General features: G+C 55.7%; 20 protein-coding genes and 2 tRNA genes. 7 read left to right on the top strand and 15 right to left on the bottom strand.

Features of this window, described 5'->3' with window-relative positions; all coding sequences use genetic code 11:
• Positions 1-34 precede the first annotated feature (34 nt).
• The 7 genes from AAIE02_RS10020 to AAIE02_RS10050 form a co-directional block, all read right to left on the bottom strand.
• The gene (locus tag AAIE02_RS10020) at positions 35-1,579 is read right to left on the bottom strand and encodes a methyl-accepting chemotaxis protein (RefSeq protein ID WP_498532466.1); all 1,545 of its coding nucleotides are present in this window, start codon (positions 1,577-1,579) and stop codon (positions 35-37) included.
• A 385-nt stretch (positions 1,580-1,964) separates the two neighbouring features.
• A complete protein-coding gene (gene cbl / locus AAIE02_RS10025) occupies positions 1,965-2,909 on the bottom strand; it encodes an HTH-type transcriptional regulator Cbl (RefSeq protein WP_008458004.1) in 945 nt (314 codons plus the stop codon).
• 106 nt (positions 2,910-3,015) lie between these two features.
• Positions 3,016-3,933, bottom strand: a complete 918-nt coding sequence (gene nac, locus AAIE02_RS10030) for a nitrogen assimilation transcriptional regulator NAC (RefSeq protein WP_008458002.1) — start codon at positions 3,931-3,933, stop codon at positions 3,016-3,018.
• A 251-nt stretch (positions 3,934-4,184) separates the two neighbouring features.
• Complete coding sequence (locus AAIE02_RS10035; protein WP_498532467.1) at positions 4,185-4,688, bottom strand: protein disulfide oxidoreductase; 504 nt, start codon at positions 4,686-4,688, stop codon at positions 4,185-4,187.
• Positions 4,678-5,307: a DsbA family protein gene (locus AAIE02_RS10040; protein WP_498532468.1), complete on the bottom strand. Its 630-nt coding sequence runs from the start codon at positions 5,305-5,307 to the stop codon at positions 4,678-4,680. Before AAIE02_RS10040 ends, AAIE02_RS10035 begins: the two co-directional genes overlap by 11 nt.
• The gene (locus tag AAIE02_RS10045) at positions 5,304-7,190 is read right to left on the bottom strand and encodes a protein-disulfide reductase DsbD family protein (protein ID WP_498532469.1); all 1,887 of its coding nucleotides are present in this window, start codon (positions 7,188-7,190) and stop codon (positions 5,304-5,306) included. The genes AAIE02_RS10040 and AAIE02_RS10045 overlap by 4 nt, the downstream gene beginning before the upstream one ends.
• Before the next feature lie 48 nt (positions 7,191-7,238).
• A complete protein-coding gene (locus AAIE02_RS10050) occupies positions 7,239-7,604 on the bottom strand; it encodes a hypothetical protein (RefSeq protein ID WP_034808929.1) in 366 nt (121 codons plus the stop codon).
• Positions 7,605-7,795: 191 nt separating this feature from the next.
• Here AAIE02_RS10050 and AAIE02_RS10055 point away from each other — a divergent pair.
• Both AAIE02_RS10055 and AAIE02_RS10060 read left to right on the top strand, forming a co-directional pair.
• A tRNA-Asn gene (locus AAIE02_RS10055) sits at positions 7,796-7,871 on the top strand.
• A gap of 558 nt (positions 7,872-8,429) precedes the next feature.
• Positions 8,430-9,065 (top strand): acyl-homoserine-lactone synthase, encoded by a 636-nt coding sequence (locus tag AAIE02_RS10060; RefSeq protein ID WP_008457988.1) that lies wholly within the window; start codon positions 8,430-8,432, stop codon positions 9,063-9,065.
• Positions 9,066-9,074: 9 nt separating this feature from the next.
• Here AAIE02_RS10060 and AAIE02_RS10065 read toward each other — a convergent pair whose 3' ends face one another.
• The 4 genes from AAIE02_RS10065 to AAIE02_RS10080 all read right to left on the bottom strand — a co-directional run bounded on the left by AAIE02_RS10065 (position 9,075) and on the right by AAIE02_RS10080 (position 11,961).
• Entirely contained in the window at positions 9,075-9,779 is a 705-nt protein-coding gene (locus AAIE02_RS10065; RefSeq protein ID WP_336818010.1) for a helix-turn-helix transcriptional regulator, read from the bottom strand.
• A gap of 151 nt (positions 9,780-9,930) precedes the next feature.
• Positions 9,931-10,584: an oxygen-insensitive NAD(P)H nitroreductase gene (gene nfsB, locus AAIE02_RS10070; protein ID WP_498532470.1), complete on the bottom strand. Its 654-nt coding sequence runs from the start codon at positions 10,582-10,584 to the stop codon at positions 9,931-9,933.
• Between the two features lie 62 nt (positions 10,585-10,646).
• Complete coding sequence (locus AAIE02_RS10075) at positions 10,647-10,952, bottom strand: putative quinol monooxygenase (protein WP_498532471.1); 306 nt, start codon at positions 10,950-10,952, stop codon at positions 10,647-10,649.
• 1 nt (position 10,953) lies between these two features.
• A complete protein-coding gene (locus AAIE02_RS10080; protein WP_008457981.1) occupies positions 10,954-11,961 on the bottom strand; it encodes a zinc-binding alcohol dehydrogenase family protein in 1,008 nt (335 codons plus the stop codon).
• A 111-nt stretch (positions 11,962-12,072) separates the two neighbouring features.
• Between AAIE02_RS10080 and AAIE02_RS10085 the strand changes: the two genes are divergently transcribed.
• A complete protein-coding gene (locus AAIE02_RS10085; RefSeq protein ID WP_498532472.1) occupies positions 12,073-12,993 on the top strand; it encodes a LysR family transcriptional regulator in 921 nt (306 codons plus the stop codon).
• Here the strand turns inward: AAIE02_RS10085 and AAIE02_RS10090 are convergent.
• Positions 12,990-14,627 carry a methyl-accepting chemotaxis protein gene (locus AAIE02_RS10090; RefSeq protein ID WP_498532473.1) on the bottom strand — a complete coding sequence of 546 codons (1,638 nt, stop codon included), beginning with the start codon at positions 14,625-14,627 and terminating at the stop codon, positions 12,990-12,992. The genes AAIE02_RS10085 and AAIE02_RS10090 overlap by 4 nt on opposite strands.
• Positions 14,628-14,827: 200 nt before the next feature.
• On the opposite strand from AAIE02_RS10090, the gene AAIE02_RS10095 reads away from it, so the two are divergent.
• The 3 genes from AAIE02_RS10095 to AAIE02_RS10105 all read left to right on the top strand — a co-directional run bounded on the left by AAIE02_RS10095 (position 14,828) and on the right by AAIE02_RS10105 (position 18,289).
• Positions 14,828-16,282 (top strand): AMP nucleosidase, encoded by a 1,455-nt coding sequence (locus AAIE02_RS10095; RefSeq protein ID WP_008457975.1) that lies wholly within the window; start codon positions 14,828-14,830, stop codon positions 16,280-16,282.
• A gap of 21 nt (positions 16,283-16,303) precedes the next feature.
• Positions 16,304-18,082, top strand: a complete 1,779-nt coding sequence (locus AAIE02_RS10100) for an aminopeptidase P family protein (protein ID WP_498532474.1) — start codon at positions 16,304-16,306, stop codon at positions 18,080-18,082.
• Positions 18,083-18,213: 131 nt separating this feature from the next.
• Positions 18,214-18,289 (top strand) — tRNA-Asn (locus AAIE02_RS10105).
• A gap of 125 nt (positions 18,290-18,414) precedes the next feature.
• On the opposite strand, the gene AAIE02_RS10110 is transcribed toward AAIE02_RS10105, so the two are convergent.
• From AAIE02_RS10110 to AAIE02_RS10120, 3 genes are all read right to left on the bottom strand, one after another.
• Complete coding sequence (locus AAIE02_RS10110) at positions 18,415-19,803, bottom strand: APC family permease (RefSeq protein WP_008454957.1); 1,389 nt, start codon at positions 19,801-19,803, stop codon at positions 18,415-18,417.
• Positions 19,793-19,996 carry a hypothetical protein gene (locus tag AAIE02_RS10115; RefSeq protein ID WP_157141374.1) on the bottom strand — a complete coding sequence of 68 codons (204 nt, stop codon included), beginning with the start codon at positions 19,994-19,996 and terminating at the stop codon, positions 19,793-19,795. Before AAIE02_RS10115 ends, AAIE02_RS10110 begins: the two co-directional genes overlap by 11 nt.
• A 185-nt stretch (positions 19,997-20,181) precedes the next feature.
• Positions 20,182-21,600 (bottom strand): glutamine synthetase family protein, encoded by a 1,419-nt coding sequence (locus AAIE02_RS10120; RefSeq protein ID WP_008454958.1) that lies wholly within the window; start codon positions 21,598-21,600, stop codon positions 20,182-20,184.
• 212 nt (positions 21,601-21,812) lie between these two features.
• Here AAIE02_RS10120 and puuD point away from each other — a divergent pair, with 212 nt between their 5' ends.
• Entirely contained in the window at positions 21,813-22,577 is a 765-nt protein-coding gene (gene puuD / locus AAIE02_RS10125) for a gamma-glutamyl-gamma-aminobutyrate hydrolase (protein WP_498532686.1), read from the top strand.
• Positions 22,578-22,595 lie beyond the last annotated feature (18 nt).

Below are 22,595 nucleotides of genomic sequence, written 5' to 3' on the forward strand. Positions count from 1 at the left end.
CCAGCTAACGCTGGCTTTGAGAAGGAAAGCTGAATTACTGCAGGCGGAACACCCGCACCAGGTCACGCAGCTGCTTCGCCTGGTCATTCAGAGATGCCGCGGCGGCAACCGATTCTTCCACCAGCGCGGAGTTTTGCTGGGTGGTGGAATCAATCATACCAATGGCGCTGTTGATCTGGGAAATGCCGTCGGTTTGCTCCTGACTTGCCTGTTTGATCTCCCCGAGGATGGTGTTCATTTCCTGCACGTTTTCGATCATACCGGCAATCTGGGCATTCGCTTTTTCCACCAGCCCCATGCCCTCGCGAGTCTGAGTGGTTGAGTTCTCAATCAGGCTTCTGATCTCGCTCGCAGATGAAGCACTTTTTTGCGCCAGCTGGCGAACTTCCCCGGCAACCACGGCAAAACCACGGCCATGCTCCCCGGCACGAGCCGCTTCCACCGCCGCATTCAGCGCCAGAATGTTAGTCTGGAACGCGATGGAGTCGATGAGGTTAATGATGTCCGACATACGGTTGGAGGTTTCATTAATCACGCGCATTTTGCTGGTGACCTGAGACATCATCTGGCCGTTGTTTTTCACCACCGTTGCGGCTTCGGAAGAGAGCTTGGTTGCCTCGTTGGTGTGGTCAAAGGTGTTTTTCACCGTGGAGGTGATCTGCTCCATGGAAGCCGCCGTTTCCTCTACGGAGCTGGCCTGCTCTTCGGTGCGAGCCGCAAGATCCTGGTTCCCGGCGACAATTTGCGCGGCGGCAGAAGAGATAGTTTCCGATCCCTGCTGAACCTGATGGACAATCTCTTGCAGGCGTACTTTCATGCTCATCAGCGCCTGCAGCAGTTCGCCTGTTTCATCTTTATGGGTAACCGTGATGCTGCCCGTAAGGTCACCTTCAGCAATCGCCCCGGCAAATTCAACGGCGAGAACCAGCGGGCGAGTAATAGAGCGCACCACAAACATCCCGATGAGGCTACCCAGGGCGATACTCAGCAAAGTCAGAAGCACAGTGACCAGCCGGTTAGAGTGGTAATCTTTATCAACCTGCTGGCCAGCAGCGGACATTTTTTGATTCTGGATAACGATAAGCTCTTGCACCTTATCTTTATATTTTTCCTGAATCTGGATGGTGGTGGCCATCATTTCCTGCAGCGCGGCGGCGCGATCGTTTTGTTGCACCGCCTGTAAAATACGGAAACGCGAGTCCAGATACTGTTTACGAATATCGGCCAGCTCCCGCAGCGCTTTTTGTGACGCAGCGTCGGTACTGGATTTGTTCAGGTCCGCCAGCAGCGCTGTAATATGCGCACTGATCTCCGCAAGGTGTTTTTCCGACTTCTGACGAAATACACCGGCTTCATCCAGCAGCATCAGCTGCTGCGTATTCACGAACTCCTGGAAACTATCAATCAGATCGTTGGCTTTAACGGTCGTCGGGTAATCATCGTTAACAATGGTTTGAATGCCGGTATTTGCTCTGCTCAGGCTAAGTAAAGAAAGCCCTGAGCTGAAGACCATCAGCACAATAAAAATAGCAATAGTCAGCGTTAACTTGCTGCGAATTTTTACATCATGTAGTGACATTTTTTCTCCCTTGAGAAGCGTATTTTTATGAATGCGCAAAATCCTCTGCCGCCTAAACAACAGAGAATAAATAGCACAAAGGGATGGAAGCACCTCGTACAGGCTTATCGGATATATTCAGATTAACTTTATGAATTTGATCGGTTTTTTCTTATGGTCAGGCCAGATGGATAGCTGAAAGCTATTAATTGATTTGCGATTGATCGATGATTTGCGATAAGGAACGTTTTTTTATTCTATTTTTAGGGGAGCCATACTTTGCCAAACACTATTTTTTTAAATACAGCAAGCGCGAGGTAAATATAAATTCACCCCGCACCGGTTTATTTAATTATTTAATATTTCATTAACAATACTGAATTACCCTTTTCAGGGCAGGGAAATATCAGATTTGATAATCGATGGCGGGTTCTTCTGGCTCCAGTGCCAGGCGCTTAATTTCCTCAACCGACAGCTCGGGGTTACACAGCTCAATAAAGCGCCAGACATAGTTCCGCTGCAGTTGCCCACGGCGGATCCCGAGCCAGACGGTGTTCGCGTCAAACAGGTGGCGAGTGTCCAGCCGCACCAGGCTCCCTTCTTCCCCACTGGCCTGGTCGGCCACCAGCCCAATACCCAGGCCGAGTTCAACGTAGGTTTTAACCACGTCGGAATCCTGCGCGCTAAGCACAACATCAGCCGTTAAACCACGCCGGGCAAACGCTTCGTCTATACGAGAACGCCCGGTGATACCCTGCCGGTAAGTGATCAGCGGCCAGCGACTGATATCGTCCAGCGTGAGCGGGCTGGTATGAATTAACGGATGTCCCTGCGGAACCAGCAGGCTGTGATACCAGCGGAACCACGGGTAGGCCACCACCAGAGGATCGGTGCTCAGACGTTCGCTGGCGATGCCAATATCCGCCGCGCCGCTGTGCAGCAGCGATTCGATTTCCTGAGGCGTGCCCTGAATCAGCTCGAGGCGAACTTCAGGGAATAAGGCGCGGAAGGCTTTGATCACCACCGGTAGGCTATAGCGAGCCTGTGTGTGGGTGGTGGCGATAGTCAGGACACCGCTGGTGTCGTTGGTAAAAAGATCCGCCAGGCGACGCACGTTGCTGGCTTCGTTGAGAATACGTTCGGCAATCACCAACAGGGCTTTACCCGGTTCGGTCATACCTAATAACCGTTTGCCGCGGCGGATGAATATTTCAATCCCCAGCTCTTCTTCCAGCTCGCGAATATGGCGGCTGACGCCAGACTGAGAGGTGAAAAGCATATTAGCGACTTCGGTGAGATTGTAGTCCCGTCGCGCCGCCTCGCGGATTATTTTTAGTTGCTGGAAATTCACATCGCCCCCGGGATCGTGACTGTTCTTTACACCATTGTTAAAGTCACAGCCCCGGCGGGACAAATAATAAAAACCAGCAACCTATTCCATTTAGTAATAAGCGGAGTTAGCCCACCAGCATCAGTTCGCGATTTTCCAGCGCCGGGCGGGTGACCAGAGACATAAGAATTTCTTTTACCGCCTGGGCCTGAGGTGAAAGCGGTAAACGTGCGGACAGGTTCAGCGACAGCGGTAAATTTAACGACGGGCTGGTAATGCGTGCCATCCAGCCACCGGCTGAATCGGCAAGTGAACGCGCGGCGGATTCCGGCAGCACGGTCACGCCCATACCGCTGGCAATAGCCGCAGTTAAGGTCGAAATAGATTCGATCTCGCCGATAATTTTTGCCGTCAGGCGGCGCAGGGAGAAAGCCTCATCCACGCGCTTGCGAACCGCGCTGTAGTCGCGGGGCAGGAAAAGATTCATGGCGGCAACGTCCGACAAATCAACGCTGTTACCCGGGCAGTCACGGGTGCCCACGAGGAACAAATCCTCTTTGAGCAGCGGCTGGCTGGTCAGCCCCGCCGTTGGCGTGCGGTCATACAGCACGGCCATATCAAGCTGTCCGCTGAGCAGTTTGTCATTCAGCTGTGAACCGCTATTCTCATGCAAATACACCTGCACATCCGGCAGTTCGGCACGCACGGCCTGCAGCAGCGGCATGGTAATAGAGGATGCCGCCATCCCCGGCGCAAGACCAATCGAGACGAGGCCTTGCATAGTCTGGCCCACGTTATTCACCGCCAGCTGAGCCTGCTCACACTGGCGCAGAATCGTCCGCGCGTGGGCATACAAAATCTTCCCGGCTTCCGTCGGCGTGACGCCGCGTTTGGTGCGGATCAACAGCTGCTGATCCAGCTCCCCTTCCAGAGTGGCAACCTGCTGGCTGAGCGCCGGCTGTGCGATGTGCAGTACTTCTGCGGCCTGAGTCAGGCTGCCAATATCAACAATTTTTACGAAGTACTTCAGTCGTCTTAAATTCATTTTGCCCCCTATTACGGAATGCCAGTGCCAGTCATGGCTGTGATGTCGTAAAAGGTTTTGCAATATGCTTGCCACATTTTTCGTTTACGGCGCAAACGAGATAACAGGCTGGATAATAAGAGAAACTGATAAAGCCCCCACGAGGATTAACGAAACAGGAGGCTTGCTTATGCCCCATAAGAGGTACAAATGCACCGCGATGGTGCATTTCAGGAAAAAACTGCGTGCCGGTGATAAGCCGGCACGATGAATCACACGCCGGCCCACCACAGGCGAATTTTCATTCCCCAGTAGCTCGTCCAGCCGCTGGTAGTGGACACGACCTGGCCCTTATCGACGATGACGAATGTCGGCGTGACGCCAATTTGCCAGCTGCGGGAAATGGCGCCATCGGCATCATTGACCACCGGGAACTGAACGCCTTTACGCGCCAGCCAGCGGGAAACCTCGCGTTCATTACCTGAGCGAAGCGCAATGGTTATCACGTTCTGCCCTTCAGCCTGCAGCTTCGCCACGTCCGGCGTGGTAAAACGGCAAACTGCGCACCAGCTGGCCCAGAAATAGACCAGCAGCGGGCGTTCCGCGCTCAGCGCGCCGAGCGTGACATCCTGCCCGTCCAGCGTGTGCAGCGGCGTGGCATCAAAAGCCACTGGGGACTGGGGCGCACGCCACCAGTCCATCACCAGCATCACCCCCGCCAGCAAAATCAGCAGAATTAAGCCTTCCCGCACCCAGCGCCGCAGCTTACTTGCCATGGGCAGCCGCCAGTTTTTCTTTTACTACCTCTTCCAGCGTTTCCCACGGAACCGCCCCAGGGATCATTTCATCGCCAATAATGGTGGCTGGTGTGCCCTGCACGCCCACGATACGCGCTAGCTGAAGATTGGTGCTTAAGGTTTCCATGCTTTTTTCATCCGGGGTGACCGGCGTTGCCCCGCTCTTTTCAACCGCAGCCGCAATGCTCGCCGCATCGTGATAGCCCTTCTTCTGCATCAGTTTTTCATGCAGCGCCAGGAACTGATCTGGATGCTGGCGCCAGGTCGTCAGGACAGTACGCGCCGACAGCACGGAGCTTTCCCCTTTAAACGGCAGCGGCTTCACGATCACCGCCACATCCGGGTATTTCTCCACAATTTTTTCCAGCATCGGATCGAGCTGTTTGCAGTACGGGCAGTTGTAATCGGTGAAATTCACGAGGGTTAACACGGGCTTTTTAGCACCAAATCGCGGACTGGCCGGATCGTTAAACAGCGCCTGTTCAATCAGCACTTCCAGCTGCTTTTGTTGATCGGCGGAAAACGGCGCGGGGACTTCTTTTGCCGCCAGCGCCAGGCCGGAGAGCAGCGAGAGGATTAGAATAAAAGCGTATTTCATGGTTTCGCTCCTTTGGCATCATCCAGGGTTGTCAGCACCGAATCGCGAGAGAGCAGCGTCGGCAGCACTTTGCCTTCCGGCAGGCCTGGGCCATAAATTTGGTTGAACGGCACGGCAACCTGGCCGCGGCTTCTCAAAAAGTCAGTGATTTGCTGGGACGGCAGCGTCCAGTCGCCGCGCAGGGCAACCACATCCGGTGCCTGTAGTGCAGCCTGCACGTCCTCTTTGCTGAGCACGTTGTATTTGTTGGCTTTACAGGTAATGCACCAGTCAGCGGTGACATCAATAAAAACGCGCTTATGCTGCGCCAGCGCGTCCTGAATCGCCTGCTCGCTGAGCGGCTGCCAGGCGATATTTTCCTGCGCTGGTTTGCTAGTCGAAACACCGAAATGCACCAGCAGCAGGCTTGCCAGCCAAATCGCCGAACCTAACATCAGCAGGCCAAGCACGCGGCGCAGCCAGGTCATCCACTTGCCCGGGCGGGGCAAACGCATCGCCAGACCGGGACGGAGCGCTATCAGCAGCCACGGCAGACTCATCCCCAGCCCTAAGGCCAGGAACAGCCCCCACAGCACCGGGTAAGAAGCCGTGAGCGCCACCGCCACCGCCGTGCCGAGGAAAGGCGCGCTACACGGCGTCGCTAGCAGCGTGGCGAAAGCGCCCTGCCAGAAATGCCCGGCCATGCCATTGCCGCCCTGCGTTGCCAGCCGGGTGTTCATATTGGAAGAGAGCCTGAATTCAAACAGGCCGAACAGGTTCGCGCTGAACACCAGCATCACCAGCGCCATAAAACCGATGAACCACGGGTTCTGGAACTGAATGCCCCAGCCCAGCGCCTGGTTGGTCAGCCGCAGGACGGTCATCAGCAGCGCCAGCGCCATAAATGAAGCGATGATCCCCGCCACCGAGGCTAAAAACTGGCGGCGCACCAGGCCCCGATCTTTTTGCTGCACCAGCAGAATAGAGCCCAGCTTCATGCCCAGTACCGGGAGTACGCACGGCATCAGGTTGAGGATTAGGCCGCCCACCAGCGCCATCAGCACGACCTGCCAAAGCGGGAAGGCATCATTTCCCCCTGCCGCGGCGGGAGCTGAACCAATGGTGAGCGTGTTTTGCTGAGCAATGCCGTTGTCGGCCAGCACCAGGGTGACTGATTTCCCTCGCAAATCTGGCGCACCTTCTCCCCAACTGTCGCTGACCGGTACGGTGGCCTGCAGCGAGTCGCCGTCGATGCGGAACGCAGGCTTGCCAAGATCGGCCTCTTCCGGCGGGTCAAGATAAAGGCCCGGACTTGTCCAGCCTCCGGCACGCACGGCATTAATTACCAGGCTTCCCGGACGATAATCGGCTTTGAGCGAGTCGGTCAATCCGCTTTCAACCGGCACCTGCCCCATCGCCTGAGCGAAATCATGGGCAAACTGAGCACTTGCCGCGGAAGGCGTGACGCTAAAGGAATAATCGGTCAGCAGGCAGACGTTGCTGCAGGTAGAAAGCGTCAGCACGCCGCGGATAGTCGCCGGCACCGGGCCGTGAAACACCATCGGAATGGTGACCCGATCGTGGTAGCCCTGGGTCGTGATCCCGGCGACGTCAAAACGCGCAGGCGTCGGCCAGAACCACTCTACTTTGGGCATCTCACCCTGCCAGGCAATAGCTGGCGCAACGCCGCCTTCCCCTGGGGATCGCCAGTAGGTTTTCCATCCTTTTTCGAGCTTCACGTCCAGTAAAAGACGCGTTTCGTTACTGCCCGAGGTATCTGCGCGCAGCCTGACGCTGGCGTGATCGTTATCCGGCGATTGCAGCCAGCCTGACTCTGCTGCCCAGGACACGGGCAACCAAAGCATGAGCAGGCACAGCAGCGCCTGCCTGAAGCGAATAAACATGTTTTTTCTCCATAAATGATTAACTAACTGTCGGAAACAGCCGGTCTGTCATTCACGGAAGACGCAGAAACGAAGATGTACCCTGAGGGTGGGAGGTGAAGTCGCTCTTGGAGCTGAAAACGGCATTCGCGTGGAACGCACGGGCGCCAGTAAGGAAAGCAGCAGGCAAAGTGCGAACAACGCCCCATCAAACAAGACTGGCGGCACGCTCAATAATGATTTAGCGCTAAGTTCGCACGGCGTGACCGGCGAGTCAGCGTCAGCCTGCGGGTTATCCGCCTGGGCAGCAACGGCGCTGGCCGCGGTTTCCATCTGCAACGCGTGCAGGCCCGCCATGCGCTGCGCGGTACAAACCAGTACCACAACACATGCCAGGCAAAGAAACCAAATCCCTATACGCCGCTGTTTTACCATCAGGTCCTCACTGTTTAACCCGGCTTATCTTAGCGGCTGGCGAAAGATTGGCAATCTTTGTGCTGTAAAGTTATGTCTGAGCCTGTTTTCTGGCAATTTTTGCTTGTTTTATCGGCAAACGATACAAAAGACGCTTTGGAGGCTTTGACAAGGCCGTGTGGCCTCGCTAATATGCGGCCCGTTCACACGATTCCTCTGTAGTTCAGTCGGTAGAACGGCGGACTGTTAATCCGTATGTCACTGGTTCGAGTCCAGTCAGAGGAGCCATATTTAAGAAGCCCGCTTAAGGAAACTTAAGCGGGCTTTTTGCTTTTGATTTTTCACAAAGTTTTCTTTCCTTCACAAAATTCATTTTTCCTCTGCATCAGCCGTTCACTTTTTAAATTAGTCGGCTACTATTCAGTTATACCGTACGCTTTTCACGCAACCCAGCCCCGCCGCGTTATAAAATATTTACCCCACATGCAGGCCGTTATGTTAGTAAATTTTCGCGGAGAATTGCAGCATATTGCAGGGAACTGCATTGAACGAGCAGGCTTCTTAATCGATATAAAAGAAAAGCCCCCGCAAATGCAGGGGCTTAATTTTCTTTATTTTTATTTTTTGTAATGTAAAATTACAAGTGCTTACAATCTTGTGCATCGGGAAATCGGTGTACTAGATAATAATCTGTGAACATTTCCCTTGGTGTTGCTCAGGTCTTTGACCGCCTGACCCGCTTGCGTGTTGGCGCGGCCGGTCAGGATTTTTTTAAGTTTAGAGAAGGCCTTAGGCAAAAAAAAGCTGTCTTTAAGTACAGGGGACCTCCACATACAGGGATACGCGATGTGTTCTGCAATTGAATTTTTTATAAGTAATCATAATGATTTACACCCCGGTCTCGCCCGGGAATTGTATGCGTTACGCAAAAAAACATTTCACGAACGGCTCGAATGGAAAGTGGAATGTGAAGATAATCAGGAAAGAGATCAATTCGATAACGCAAATACAACTTATTTAATGGGCATGTTGGAAGGTAAATTATTTTGCGGCGCACGCTTTATTGATGCCAAACATCCGACAATGACAGATGAAATATTTTATCAATATTTTAATAACATTAGTTTACCAAAAGATATTCCATGCTGTGAAATTACCCGATTATTCCTCGACAAAGATCGTCGTGACGAAGGTAATTTACGCACCCTACCCGCCAGTAAAGCATTATTTCTGGCGATGATTATGTATTGCATGAAAAATGGCTATCCCGGTATGCACGCGGTGACAAGTCGGGGAATGTACGCCATTTTCCGTCAGGCCAACTGGAAAGTTGATGTGCTGCAGAAGGGGCTCTCAGAAAAGGGCGAAGCGGTTTATTATATTTACATGCCTGCTAATCAACAGGTTATAGAAGATATTATTAATAAAGATAAAAACAGCGCATGGTTGCGTGAGACGCTCACCCAGCTCAATAACCTGTAACCTCGTCGGTCAGGCACCCAGATCCAACAGCCTGAGTTCGATACTTAGTTTAACCGCGTGACGCGCATTGTTAACGCCAAGCTTTTTCATGGCATTGCCCATGTGGAATTTCACCGTGCGCTCGGTAATGGACAAGATAGTTGCAATCTCGGCATAGGTTTTTCCGGTATAGACCCATTGCAAAATTTGCTGCTCACGCGGTGACAAGAAAACATTCTTTTTCTGCCGAATATCGCTGTATAAATTCAGCATTTTTTGGTGCAGCTTGATAAAGAAAGCGATCGCCGCCTCACGGTTTTCAGTGAGGTTAACATCTGAAGGCTGATGGCTAATCAGCGAAAGCACCGCAAGATTGTTCACATAGTCGTGGAGCGGATAAGTATGCCCCTGCACAATATTGTGCTGTGAACCTTCGTCAAAAATACGCTTCAGCGTATACCCGGAAGAGACCATCATCCCGCTGTCCCATGAAAAATCCTCCAGGGTGCTGAGAGACCGGACAATCACTGGGTCAATAAATTGATATTTATTCTCGAGATAAATGTTAAACCATTGCGGATTGTTATTAATAATACGCATTTGGGAAGGGTCTTTCTTATTCATCACAGCATACGCGTAGGTCGTATGTTTGTAATCCAGAATAAATTCATCAAGTTCGCGCTGAATTAATGAATTTACTTTGCTGTCATTATAATACGTGTCCTTCACAACCATCGCCGTCCGTAGAATTAAGAGAACAAAGTATAGATCATTTCCCTTCGCTTGCCACACCTCAATGCCACCGATTTGATGAATAAACGCAGGAATGGCCTAATATCCATTCCTGCGTCAGCCAGGAAAAGTTAAATCAAGTTATTATCACGCCTTAGATTTCGGTCAGGATCTGACGGAAATCGAGGCGCGACTTTGGCAGTCCAGCGTTAAAGTCCTCCACGCTGCGATAGCCCAGCGCCACCATCACCACGCTGGTCAGGCCCTTCTCGCGCAGGCCAAACTCTGCGTCCAGCGCGGCGGCATCAAAACCTTCAATCGGCACGGCATCAATGTTCAGGGTGGAAACGCCCAGCAGCAGCGTACCGAGGTTGAGGTAAACCTGTTTCTCCATCCAGTGCTGCGCATCTTTCAGGTCAAACCGGTGTTTATTGGCATAGAAAGAGCGGCCTTTGTGCTGCCCTTCTTTGGCCTGTTCCGTGGCAAAGCGCCCATCATCCTGCTCTTTTTGCAGCAATGTTTGCAGGTGCGCATCGTCATAAACTGTTTTGGCGCAGAACACCACGACATGTGAAGCATTCAGCACTTTAGGCTCGTTTGCCGCGTAAGGCCCGGTGGTCGCTTTGGCAATACGCGCCTTGCCTTCATCACTGCTTACCAGCAAGAAATGCCACGGCTGCGAGTTGGTGCTCGACGGGCTCAGTCGCAGCAGATTTTTGATTTTATCCACGTCTTCAGCGGCAATTTTTTTAGACGCATCAAAAGCTTTCGTGGCATAGCGCCGGGAGGCAGCATCAACAATGTTCATTATTTTTCCTGAATAAGTCGTTGTGTTTTGCAGCGGCCAGCCTGGCCGCCGCGAGTAAAGTGTTAAACGGCAACTTCGTCCAGCGGAACCAGCTTCAGCGGTTCCGCCAGCAGGGCGTCCATTTGTTTCACAAAGGCCTGGAAGTGAGGCAGCGTATTGTGCAGGTCGAGCGCCTGCTGCCCGCGCCATGACTCGCGAACGTAAAACGTATCCGGCTCTTGCTGAAGCTGAAACAGGGTGTAGTCGAGGCAGCCTGGCTCAAGGCGGCTCGGCACGACCAGCGCTTTCAACGCGGCTTTCAGGTTTTCCTGCTGGCCAGCTTTCGCCTTCAGCATGGCAATAATCGTCAGGGTTTCTGTCGCTGCCATATCAGAATCCCTCCAGCACAATTTTACCCACCGCACGCCCGGTTTCCAGCAGCGCATGGGCGCGGCGAAGGTTGCCCGCGTTGATTGTGCCATAGTGTTCGCCGAGCGTAGTTCTTAACACGCCCTGGTCGATAAGCGTGGCTACGCGCGTCAGCAGATTATGCTGCTCAATAATATCGCTGGTGACGAACATCGAACGGGTGAACATAAACTCCCAGTGCAGCGAAATGCTTTTGGCCTTCAAGGCGCGAACGTCCAGCGCGGTCGGATCATCAATTAGCGCAAATTTCCCCTGCGGGATGAGCGCCTCAATCAGCTGGGCATAATGTTGTTCGGTATTGGTCAGGCTGGCAACGTGCGTAACGTGCTTTACGCCAATACGCTGTAATTCTTCCGTCAGAGGCTGGCTGTGGTCGATAACGTGGTGGGCGCCGAGTTCGTTCACCCACTTTTGGCTTTCCGGGCGAGAGGCGGTGCCAATCACAGTGGCTTTTGTCAGCCTGCGGGCAAGCTGGGTCAGAATTGAGCCCACGCCGCCGGCCGCGCCCACAATCAACAGCACGGCATCTTCACTGCCGTTTTCCTGAATACCCAGGCGGTCGAAAAGCATTTCCCACGCGGTAATTGCCGTCAGCGGTAATGCGGCAGCAGCGGCATTTTCCACGGACTGAGGCTTAAGTGCCGCAATGCGTTCGTCCACCAGCTGAAACTCACTGTTGCTGCCCGGGCGAGTCAGCGACCCGGCGTACCACACGGCATCGCCAGGCTTGAACAGCGTGACGGCTTCCCCCACTTCCACAACGGTACCCACGGCGTCCCAACCCAGTACGCGAGGGGTTTCGCTACTAAAGCCGCTGCGAACTTTGGTATCAACGGGGTTCACGGAAATGGCGTTCACCGCCACCAGAATGTCGTGCCCCTGAGCAACGGGCTTCGGCAGCGTGATGTCCTGCAGCGCATCAATATTGCTGCCGTCTTTTGCGGCGCGTGTAATAGCAATAGCTTTCATAGCAGCTCCAATAAGGTAATGGGTTCATCAATTGAGTAAAATCATGGTACAAGGAGCGCGTCAGGTGAAAAACCGGCGTCAGGAAACAACACTTATACTCGGAGAGTGAAAATGCTCAGGCTGGAAGACCTTGCGCTGTTTGTCAGGGCGGCGGCGTTAAACAGTTTTAGCGATACCGCCAGGGAAGCCGGGCTGCAGCCAGCTCAGGTCAGCACCGCCATTAAGCGCCTGGAGCAGAACCTCAATATTCGCCTGTTCGCCCGCTCAACGCGCAGCCTGCGCCTGACGCCCGAAGGTGAAGCCTGGCTGCCATACGCCCAGCAGGTGCTGCAGACGCTGGATGCCGGGTATGAACAGATCCAGCCCCCCAGCGACGAAGTACGCGGCACGCTGCAAATCGCCGTCCCTTCGGATCTTGGGCGAAATCTCCTGTTGGATGTTTTTCAGCAATTTCGCAGCAATTACCCGGCGCTAAGCCTGAAACTTCTGTTTTCCGATCGAATCACCGACGTGTTTAAAGATCCGGTGGATGTGGCTTTTCGCTACGGTAATAACGATGATGCGTCTTACATCGCCCTGCCGGTCGCGCCAGAAAACCGCCGCGTGCTGGTTGCATCTCCCGCCTATCTGGCACGCTATGGCGAACCCCAAACCCTTGCCGACCTGGCCCAGCACAATGCGCTGACGTTTGTGCTTCGCGGGCGGGTGCACAATAGCTGGTCGTTCAGCCTGCGCGGCAAAATGCAGCAGGTGGCGGTGAAAGGTTCAATGATGAGCGATGATGCGGAAGTCATTCACCGGCTGGCGGTAAAAGGGGAAGGTATTACCTACAAATCCTGGCTGGATGTCAGCGAGGATGTGCAGGCAGGCCGTTTAAAGCTGCTGCTGCCGCAGTATGAAGGGGACAGCATTCCACTGAATCTGATTTGCCCGCACCGTAAGCAACTGTCGTCCACGGTGCGGCTGCTGCACGAAGCGGTCAAGGCGCGCTGCGAAAACGCGATGCGCACCCTGCCCGCTATCGAAACTTAAAACGTGACCCAGTCATCTCCTGCCGTGGTGGCTGCTGCGGCTTTTGCCTGAGGTTTGACTTTCGTTTCCACCACGGCGTGTTCTTCGCGCCCGGACAGACGGAAACGCGCCACCGCTTTTTGCAGCATTTCAGTCTGGCCTTCGAGCGCCGCCGCCGCCGCCGAGATCTGCTCCACCAGCGCGGCGTTTTGCTGCGTCACGCTGTCCATTTCGCTGACCGCCACGCTCACCTGAGAAATACCTTTGCTTTGCTCGTCCGTTGCCGAGGCAATCTGCTTCATAATTTGCGTGGTGTCAGACACCGCCTTCAGCACCTCTTTCATGGTGTTGCCTGCCTCGTTGACCAGCGCCGCGCCGCTGTTCACCCGGTTTACCGAGTCGGCAATCAGCGTTTCAATCTCTTTCGCCGCGCCCGCACTGCGGCTGGCCAGGTTGCGCACTTCCCCCGCTACCACGGCAAAACCTCTGCCCTGTTCACCCGCGCGGGCGGCCTCAACGGCAGCGTTTAGCGCCAGAATGTTGGTCTGGAAGGCAATGCTGTTGATGACGCTGGTGATCTCACTGATTTTGCGGGAGCTGTCGGAGATCCCTTCCATCGTGACCACCACATCGCCCACCAGCTTGCCGCTGCGGCTGGCGGTTTGTGAAGCTTTTTCCGCAATGCTGCTGGCCTGGCGCGCATTCTCGGCGTTGAATTTAACCGTGGCCGTGAGCTGCTCCATGCTGGCGGCGGTTTCTTCCAGCGCGGCGGCCTGTTCTTCGGTGCGTGAAGAGAGATCGTTATTGCCGGAAGAGATCTCCGCCGAGCCACGATAAATGTTCTCCGTGCCGCTGCGAATCGCGCTCACCGCATCACGCAGGCTGCCCTGCATCTCGGCCAGCAGCGGGAACAGTTTGCCGACGCAGTTCCGCCCAAAGTCCTCCACCGGATGGCTGAGGTCGCCTTTCGCAATGACCGAGAAATGATCCCGAATGCGGTCCAGCGGTTTCACCAGCAGGTTCACCAGATAACGATCGGTAAACAGCAGGATCAGCAGCCCAATCACAATCGCCACCAGCACGGTGATTTTCATCAGGCGAGTCAGAGAGTCCACGGCAACCCGCGTCCGGTCCAGTCGTTCTTCGGCCACGGCGGTAAACTTGCTGCTGCTGGCTCCGAAGGCACGGCTGAGCGGCGGCGTGACCTGGGTGGCCTGCTGGCGATAATCCGACGCGCTTCCCTGCTGGGCAAGCTGCATCTGCACCGCCACGCCGTTATCTAAAAGCTGCTGCCATTTTTCGATCACGTCGGCGGAAACGGCCGGATCCATTGGCCCAGGCGAAACGCTCTTCAGACGCTCAAGTTCGCTTTTCATGTTATCCAGCGCTTCCTGCACGGGCTTAAAATCGGCAGCTTCCCCCGCCGCCTTCGCCTCCATCACCCGCGAAAGACGCGTAATAAAGCGAAAATACTGGTCGTTGCCTTTGCTGAGTATCGTCATCTGCGACACCAACTGATGGTCAACGGCGTTGCCGTCCCCCAGCTTCGCCAGCGAATAAACGGTAAACACGCCCACGGCTGACCACAGCAGGCAGAAGAGCCCCAGCACGGTGAGCAGCACCCGGCGTACGGTAAAATTCTTTAACATTCCCATGTCGTTCCCCTCATCGTTATTGTCGTTATCCCATCAAGCTCGGGTATCAATGGGGTTATCGGCAGCCTCTGCGCGGGTATTCATTTTTTTGTGATGAATTTTTTATGAGGCTCGCAACTCTTCCCGTCTTCCGCTTCCGTTCTGCGCCCGGCGTGACATACTGAGACACTAATCCGGCGAGAACCGGTAAAGGAGAATCAATGAATAATAACGTTGTATGCCAGGGGCTGACGCCTGCTGAAGCCCTGGACAAGCTGGAAGCATTGTACGAAAGTTCGGTAACCGCCCTTCGCGATGCGATTGCCCTCTACACCCAACATGGCACGCTGCCGGACGTAGACGCGCGTTCCGACGGGCTGTTTGTCTACCCCGAACTGCGGGTGAGCTGGGACGGCGTTCCCCGTGGCCCGAAAAATACCCGCTCCTATGCCCGCTTTACCCACTCCGGCAGCTACACCACCACGGTGACCCGTCCCGCGCTGTTTAAGAGCTACCTGCACGAACAGTTGAACCTGCTGAGTGAAGACTACGGAGTGCACATTGAGGTTGGCCCTTCTCAGCATGAGATCCCTTACCCATACGTGATTGACGGCCTGAACCTCGACCGCACGATGAGCGCCGGACTGACGCGCCATTTCCCAACCACCGAGCTGTCACAGATTGGCGATGAAACTGCCGACGGCCTGTTCCACCCGACGGAAGCCTGGCCGCTGTCGCACTTTGACGCCCGCCGCGTGGATTTCTCGCTGGCTCGCCTGCGCCACTACACCGGCACGCCGGTGGAGCACTTCCAGCCCTTCGTGCTGTTCACCAACTACACCCGCTATGTGGACGAGTTTGTCCGCTGGGGCTGCCAGCAAATCCTCGACCCGGACAGCCCGTATATCGCCCTGTCCTGCGCCGGAGGCACCTGGCTGACCGCCGAAACCGAAGCCCCGGAAGAGGCGATTTCCGACCTGGCGTGGAAGAAACACCAGATGCCAGCCTGGCACCTGATCGATAAAAACGGCAGCGGCATTACGCTGATTAACATCGGCGTAGGCCCGTCCAATGCCAAAACCATCTGCGACCACCTCGCGGTGCTGCGCCCGGATGCCTGGCTGATGATTGGCCACTGCGGCGGCCTACGTGAAAGCCAGCAAATTGGCGACTACGTGCTGGCTCACGCCTACCTGCGTGACGATCACGTACTGGATGCTGTGCTGCCGCCGGATATTCCTATTCCAAGCATCGCGGAGGTGCAGCGCGCCCTTTATGACGCCACCAAGCAGGTCAGCGGCATGCCGGGCGAAGAAGTGAAACAGCGCCTGCGCACGGGCACGGTAGTCACCACCGATGACCGCAACTGGGAGCTTCGCTATTCAGCTTCTGCGCTGCGCTTCAACCTCAGCCGCGCGGTGGCTATCGATATGGAAAGTGCGACGATTGCCGCACAGGGTTATCGCTTCCGGGTGCCTTATGGCACGCTGCTGTGCGTTTCAGACAAACCCTTGCACGGCGAAATCAAGCTGCCGGGCCAGGCCAACCGTTTCTATGAAGGGGCGATTTCCGAGCACCTGCAGATTGGCATTCGGGCCATTGATTTGCTGCGTGCCGAAGGTGAAAAGCTGCACTCGCGCAAGCTGCGTACCTTCAACGAACCTCCGTTCCGTTAATAAAAAGAATAAGGAAGCTGGATGCCACACACTTCATCACTCGGCGCACTGCGGGCGCTGCTCCGGGAGCGCGAGCTGGATGGGATCATCGTGCCGCGCGCCGATGCCCATCAAAGCGAATACTGTGCGCCTTATGACAATAAACTCGAGTTTATCAGCGGCTTTACCGGTTCCGCCGGGCTGGCGCTAGTGCTTGCTGACCGCGCCCTGCTGTTTGTGGACGGGCGCTACCAGGTTCAGGCTCGCCATCAGGTGAATCTGGCAGAGTTCGAGATTCATCATCTGCACGACGAGCCGCTGCACCTTTGGCTCCGCGATAATCTTCCGGCAGGTAAACGCATCGCCTTCGAACCGCTGCTGATGGTCAACAGCCAGTACGAAAGCCTGCGTACCAGCGGCTGCGATCTGGTGGCGTTAGATGACGATCCGCTTGATGCAATCTGGCCCGATCGCCCGGCAGCACCCTGCGGGGAAATCATCGCCATGCCGGATGAAATCAATGGCGAAAGCGCTGCGTCAAAGCGTGAGCGGATCGCCCAGGGGCTGAGCACAGCCGGGGCGGATTATCTGGCGCTGACGCAGCCGGACAATATCGCCTGGCTGCTGAACGTACGTGGCTCGGATATTCCAATGAGCCCGGTGCCGCACTCCTTCGCACTGTTGAGCGCCAGGGGGGACATTGAATGGTTTGTAGCGGAAGAAAAACTGCGGAAGCTGGATAAAGCCTGGCTCAACGGCATCACGCTCCGCCCGATGAGTGAATTCCTTGCCCGCTGCCAGCAGTTGGCAACCGGGAAACATACCCTCATCGACGCGGACTCTGCGCCGGTCGCCGTGCGCTTTGCCGTGGAGCAAGGCGGAGGCAGGGTGCTGTGGGCGCCGGATCCTGTCACGCTAATCAAAGCCAATAAGAACGAAACCGAACTGGCAGGCTACCGCGACAGCCACATCGAAGACGGCGTGGCCTGGGTGAATTTCCTTGCCTGGCTGACCCGAGAAGTGCCGCGCCGCGAAGCCGCAGGTAACCCGGTCACCGAGCTGGAGGCGCAGGAAAAACAGCTGAGCTTCCGCCAGCAGGGCTCCACCTTTACCGAGCAAAGCTTTAGCACCATTTCTGCCGCGGGCAGCAACGCCGCGATGTGCCACTACCACTCTTCGCCGGAAACGAACTTCGCCCTAACCGCCGCGCAGTTCTACCTCAATGATTCCGGCGGGCAGTATATCAACGGCACGACGGACGCCACCCGTACGCTCAGTTTTGGCGAGCTGGATGCGACCCGCCGCCTGCACTACACCGCCGTGCTGAAAGGCTTCCTGGCGCTGATCTCGCTGCAGTTCCCGCAGGGGACTCAGGGCCACCAGCTCGATGCCTTTGCCCGCGCTCCGCTCTGGGAGCTGGGACTGGACTACGACCACGGCACCGGGCACGGCGTCGGCCACCGGCTGATGATCCACGAAAACCCGCACCGCATGGCGAAGAAGGTAAACCCGTGGCCGATGCTGCCGGGCAACATCCTCACCATTGAGCCGGGTTATTACCTGGCGGACAGCCACGGGATCCGCATCGAAAACCAGGTCGAGGTCATTGCCTCCCTGCCTGGCTTCTGCAAGTTCTCGTCGCTGACGCTGATCCCTATCGATCTGTCCGCCGTTGACGTTGATTTGCTCAGCTCACAGGACATCGCCTGGCTGGACGATTACCACCGGCAGGTGCGGGAAACGCTCTCCCCGCGCGTGAACGGAGAGGTTCGGGAGTGGCTTGAGGCCGCCACACAGCCCGTCGGCCAGTTGTGCAAGTAGTAACCTTTCAAGGCCGCGTTTGCGGCCTTTTTCATTGATTTGCTGGATTAATCGGCAGTTAAACGCATTTCACCAAAACAGCCTTTGACAACCCGGACTCACGCCGTTAGTATTCGCCCCGTTCACACGATTCCTCTGTAGTTCAGTCGGTAGAACGGCGGACTGTTAATCCGTATGTCACTGGTTCGAGTCCAGTCAGAGGAGCCATATTTAAGAAGCCTGCTTAGGAAACTAAGCGGGCTTTTTGCTTTTCTGAGCTGACAAAATCTGGAACAAAAAAGCCCGTTTAATGCATATTAAGCGAGCTTCTTCTTCTCTAACGCAACCTTCCCTTACTCCCAGGCGCGCTCGGCCTTCGTGGCGTCAAACACCGGCGGTGGCCTGCGGAAGCGGCGGGTGAGGAAGGCCAGATACAGAATACCGACCGCCGCCCACACCAGCCCCAGCGTCAGGGACGTCACTTCCAGGTTCACCCACAGCACCGCCACCGTCGCCGCGCCAATCAGCGGCAGAATGAGGTAATGCAGCTTCTCGCGCCAGGTTTTGTTGCGGCCTTCACGACGCCAGAAGTGGTTAAACACCGACAGATTCACGAAGGTAAAGGCCACCAGCGCGCCGAAGTTGATCAGCGCCGTCGCCGTCACCAGGTCAAAGAACAGCGCGGACAGGGCCACGATCCCGACCATGATCACGTTCAGCGCCGGGGTGCGCCATTTCGGGTGTACGTAGCCGAAGTATTTTTCCGGGAAGACGTTGTCGCGGCCCATCACATAAAGCAGGCGCGAAACGCTGGCGTGGGAGGCCAGCCCGGATGCCAAAGTGTTAACGAAGGTGGTGCAGAGGAAAATCGACTGGAACAGCTTGCCGCCAACGTACAGCGCAATCTCCGGCAGCGCTGCGTCCGGGTTTTTAAAGCGGCTGATGTCCGGGAAGAACAGCTGCATAAAGAACGAGGCAACGATAAAGATAATGCCGCCGTAGGCCGCAGTCAGGAAAATAGCTTTCGGGATGGTGCGCGCCGCATCGGGCGTCTCTTCCGACAGCGTGGTCACCGCATCGAAGCCGAGGAACGAGAAGCAGACTATCGTCGCGCCGGTAATCACCGGGATCAGGTGCGCATTTTCGCTGATAAACGGCTGCAGCGACCAGACGGTGCCCACGCCTTCGCCTTTGTGCAGCCCCTGCACCACCAGAATGATAAACACCACCATAATGGCGATTTGGACCAGCACAAACAGAGTGTTGAAGTTCGCCACCAGATTGACGCTCTTCAGGTTGGCCGCCGTCAGGATACAGACAAAACCGACCACCCAGATCCACGGCGGGACTTCCGGGAACAGCGCCGAAAGGTAGATTTTTGCCAGCAGGACGTTAATCATCGGCAGGAACAGATAATCCAGTAACGATGACCAGCCCACCATAAAGCCTACGTGCGGACTAATGGCCTTTTGGGCGTAGGTATAAGCTGATCCGGCCTGCGGGAACTGGCGCACCAGTTTGCCGTAGCTGATGGCGGTAAACAGCACGCCCGCCAGCGCAAGCAGGTAGGATGCCGGGACATGGCCGTCGCTGATGCCGGACACAATCCCGAAGGTATCAAACACCGACATCGGCGTGAGATAGGCCAGGCCCATCACCACCACCTGCCAGAGTTTCAGAGATTTACGCAGCTGCGGTTTTCCCGCCTGCGAAACAATATCTGCGGAAGAGTTAGTCGCCATGACGATGTCCCCCCACGCGAATACAGGTTTGCGAAACGTTGTTCGTTCGGGCAAACCTGCTTAGCCTGGGGGTTAATCGTAACTGTCGGGGAACGGCAATGGGGTTCACGCAGGCCACTGGCCCGTCGTTGTCAATACGGCAGCAGCGTTCGCCCTCGCCGTGCGGATATTTAAACATTTGCATCTGCATCATTTCATTTCCTCGTCGTACACATTGTCGTTAACTGAAGACCCGTTGCCGCCCGCGCTCCATTACGCGACTTCGGGAAATGGCAGGTTGCCCTGCAAAACGTCCGGCCTGGCTCCGCTCAGTCCGTATGATGCTACTTATTTATTCGCGTGCCCGGACACGTAAGCTCTGCCGGGCAGGCGCCACACTCAGGCGTTTTTCAGCATCCACTCAATTTCAGTTTCTGTGATTAAACGCTCAAACTGCACCAGCTCATCGTGCTTGCACGCATGGAAAACGTGGCTGAAACGCTCGCCCAGCAGGTCGCGCAGACGATCGTTCTGGGTGAATTCCCAAAGCGCGTCGCTCTGGCGGATCGGGAACGGCAGCCCTTCCTGCTCCAGCCCGTTGCCCTCTACCTCTTCCTGCAGCGGCAGGTCGTTATCCAGCCCATGTAAAATCCCGGCCAGAATAGTCGCCATCACCAGATACGGGTTGGCATCCGCCCCCGCCACGCGATACTCCACGCGATGGTTGTCTCTGTCGCCACAAGGAATACGCAGCGCCACGGTGCGGTTGTTATGCCCCCACGACGCCTGAGTCGGGACGTACATCCCCGGCTGGAAACGGCGCCATGAATTCACGTTCGGGGCTAGCAGCGCCATAGAAGAAGGCATCAGGTGGATCATGCCCGCCAGCGCGCGCTTCAGCAGCGCTGAGTCTTCGCCGTCGGCGTCCGCCAGCACGTTTTCACCTTTGTTATTCAGCACGCTGATGTGGATATGCATCCCGCTGCCCGCATGCTCTTCATACGGCTTCGCCATAAAAGTGGCGTGCATCTTATGCTTCTCGGCGACAGTTCGCACCAGGCGTTTTAACGCCAGCGCATCATCGCAGGCATCCAGCACGTTATCGGTGTGGTGCAGGTTGATTTCGAACTGCCCCGGCGAGGCTTCCGCCACCGCGCCATCGGCGGGGATCAGCTGCAGGCGGGCCAGGTCGTCGATGTCGGTCAGCACGTCGGCGAAGTGGTTAAGGTTATCGACGGAGTAGACCTGGCTTTGGGTATTGCGATCGTCGGTGCCCGGCGCGCAGGGCGGCTGCAGGTAGCCTTCGGCGTCGCGCTGGCGGTCAATTAAATAGAACTCCAGCTCTACCGCTACCACGGGGAATAGACCACGCTGGCGCAGCTGCTGCCAGAGTCGGTTCAGCACGTTCCGCGGCTCAACGTCAAAGGGAGCGCCATCTTCATCCAGCATGGTCAGCATCATCTGGCCGATAAATTCCGGGTCAGCCGCCGAAGGGGTCAGCGTGCCCAGCACCGGCACGCAGCGGCGGTCCGGCTCGCCCAGTTCCTGCCCCAGCCCGGCCTCTTCTACTACGTTCCCGAGAATATCCATGGCAAACACGGACGCCGGGAAGTAACAGCCCTTCTCTACCTTACGCAGCCCGGCCACCGGAATACGTTTCCCCCGGAAGCAGCCGTTCAGGTCAGTGAGCAGGACATCGACATATTGGGTATTGGGATAACGTTCAAGGAAGGTATTCACTTCGCGTGCAAACGCGCTACTTCGTCTCTCTTCGGAATGCTGAACAAAATTCTCAACTTCTACGATATTGGTTTCCATGATTCACCGCCGTTGCGTTGGATGCCGGTCGCTGATGTCGACCGTTAAATATAATGTCCACTTATCGACAATGGTGTGAAACAAAATGTTTGTCAAATGTTAATTTAAGTTTGCAAGACAGTTAAACCGCTGCTAAGTTGAGAAAATATTGAACGGAAATGGCCAACATGGAATCGTTTGGAAATAATTTAGTCCAGAATGTGAGGTTGATCATGGTCGATATATTTGACAAGCCATTAATCGGCGTTGTGATGTGCAGAAACAGGCTTAAGGGTCATCTGACCCAAACATTGCAAGAAAAGTACCTGAACGCGGTATTGAATGCGGGCGGCTTGCCCATTGCCCTGCCCCACGCGCTAGCAGAGCCGGAACTGCTGGAAGCGCTGCTGCCAAAACTGGACGGGATCTTCCTGCCAGGCAGCCCCAGCAACGTGCAGCCGCACCTCTATGGTGAAAACGGCGATGAGCCTGACGCCGACCCCGGGCGTGATGAACTGAGCATGGCGCTTATCGCCGCCGGGCTCAAAAGGCGCATCCCCATTTTCGCCATCTGCCGGGGTTTACAGGAACTTGTTGTCGCCACCGGCGGGACTCTGTATCGTCGCCTGAGCGATTGTCCCGAGTTTCTGGAGCACCGTGAAGATCCGGAACTCCCGGTGGAGCAGCAGTATGCCCCATCACACGAAGTCCAGGTTCATGAGGGAGGATTGCTTTCGCAGTTGATACCGGGCTGCAACACGTTTTGGGTGAATTCATTACATGGCCAGGGAGCGAAAACGCTGGGTCCGCTGCTGCGCGTCGAGGCGCGTTCACAGGATGGTCTGGTGGAGGCCGCGAGCGTTCACGATCATCCTTTTGCCCTCGGGGTTCAGTGGCATCCGGAATGGAACAGTATCGAATATGCACTATCGCGTTTGTTGCTTGAGGGTTTTATCACCGCCAGTCAGAACCACCTCGCTGAAAAGCAGCGGCTCTGACCACTACCGTTAAGGAAA

This window comes from Cedecea sp. Ae19-4 (assembly GCF_059801165.1).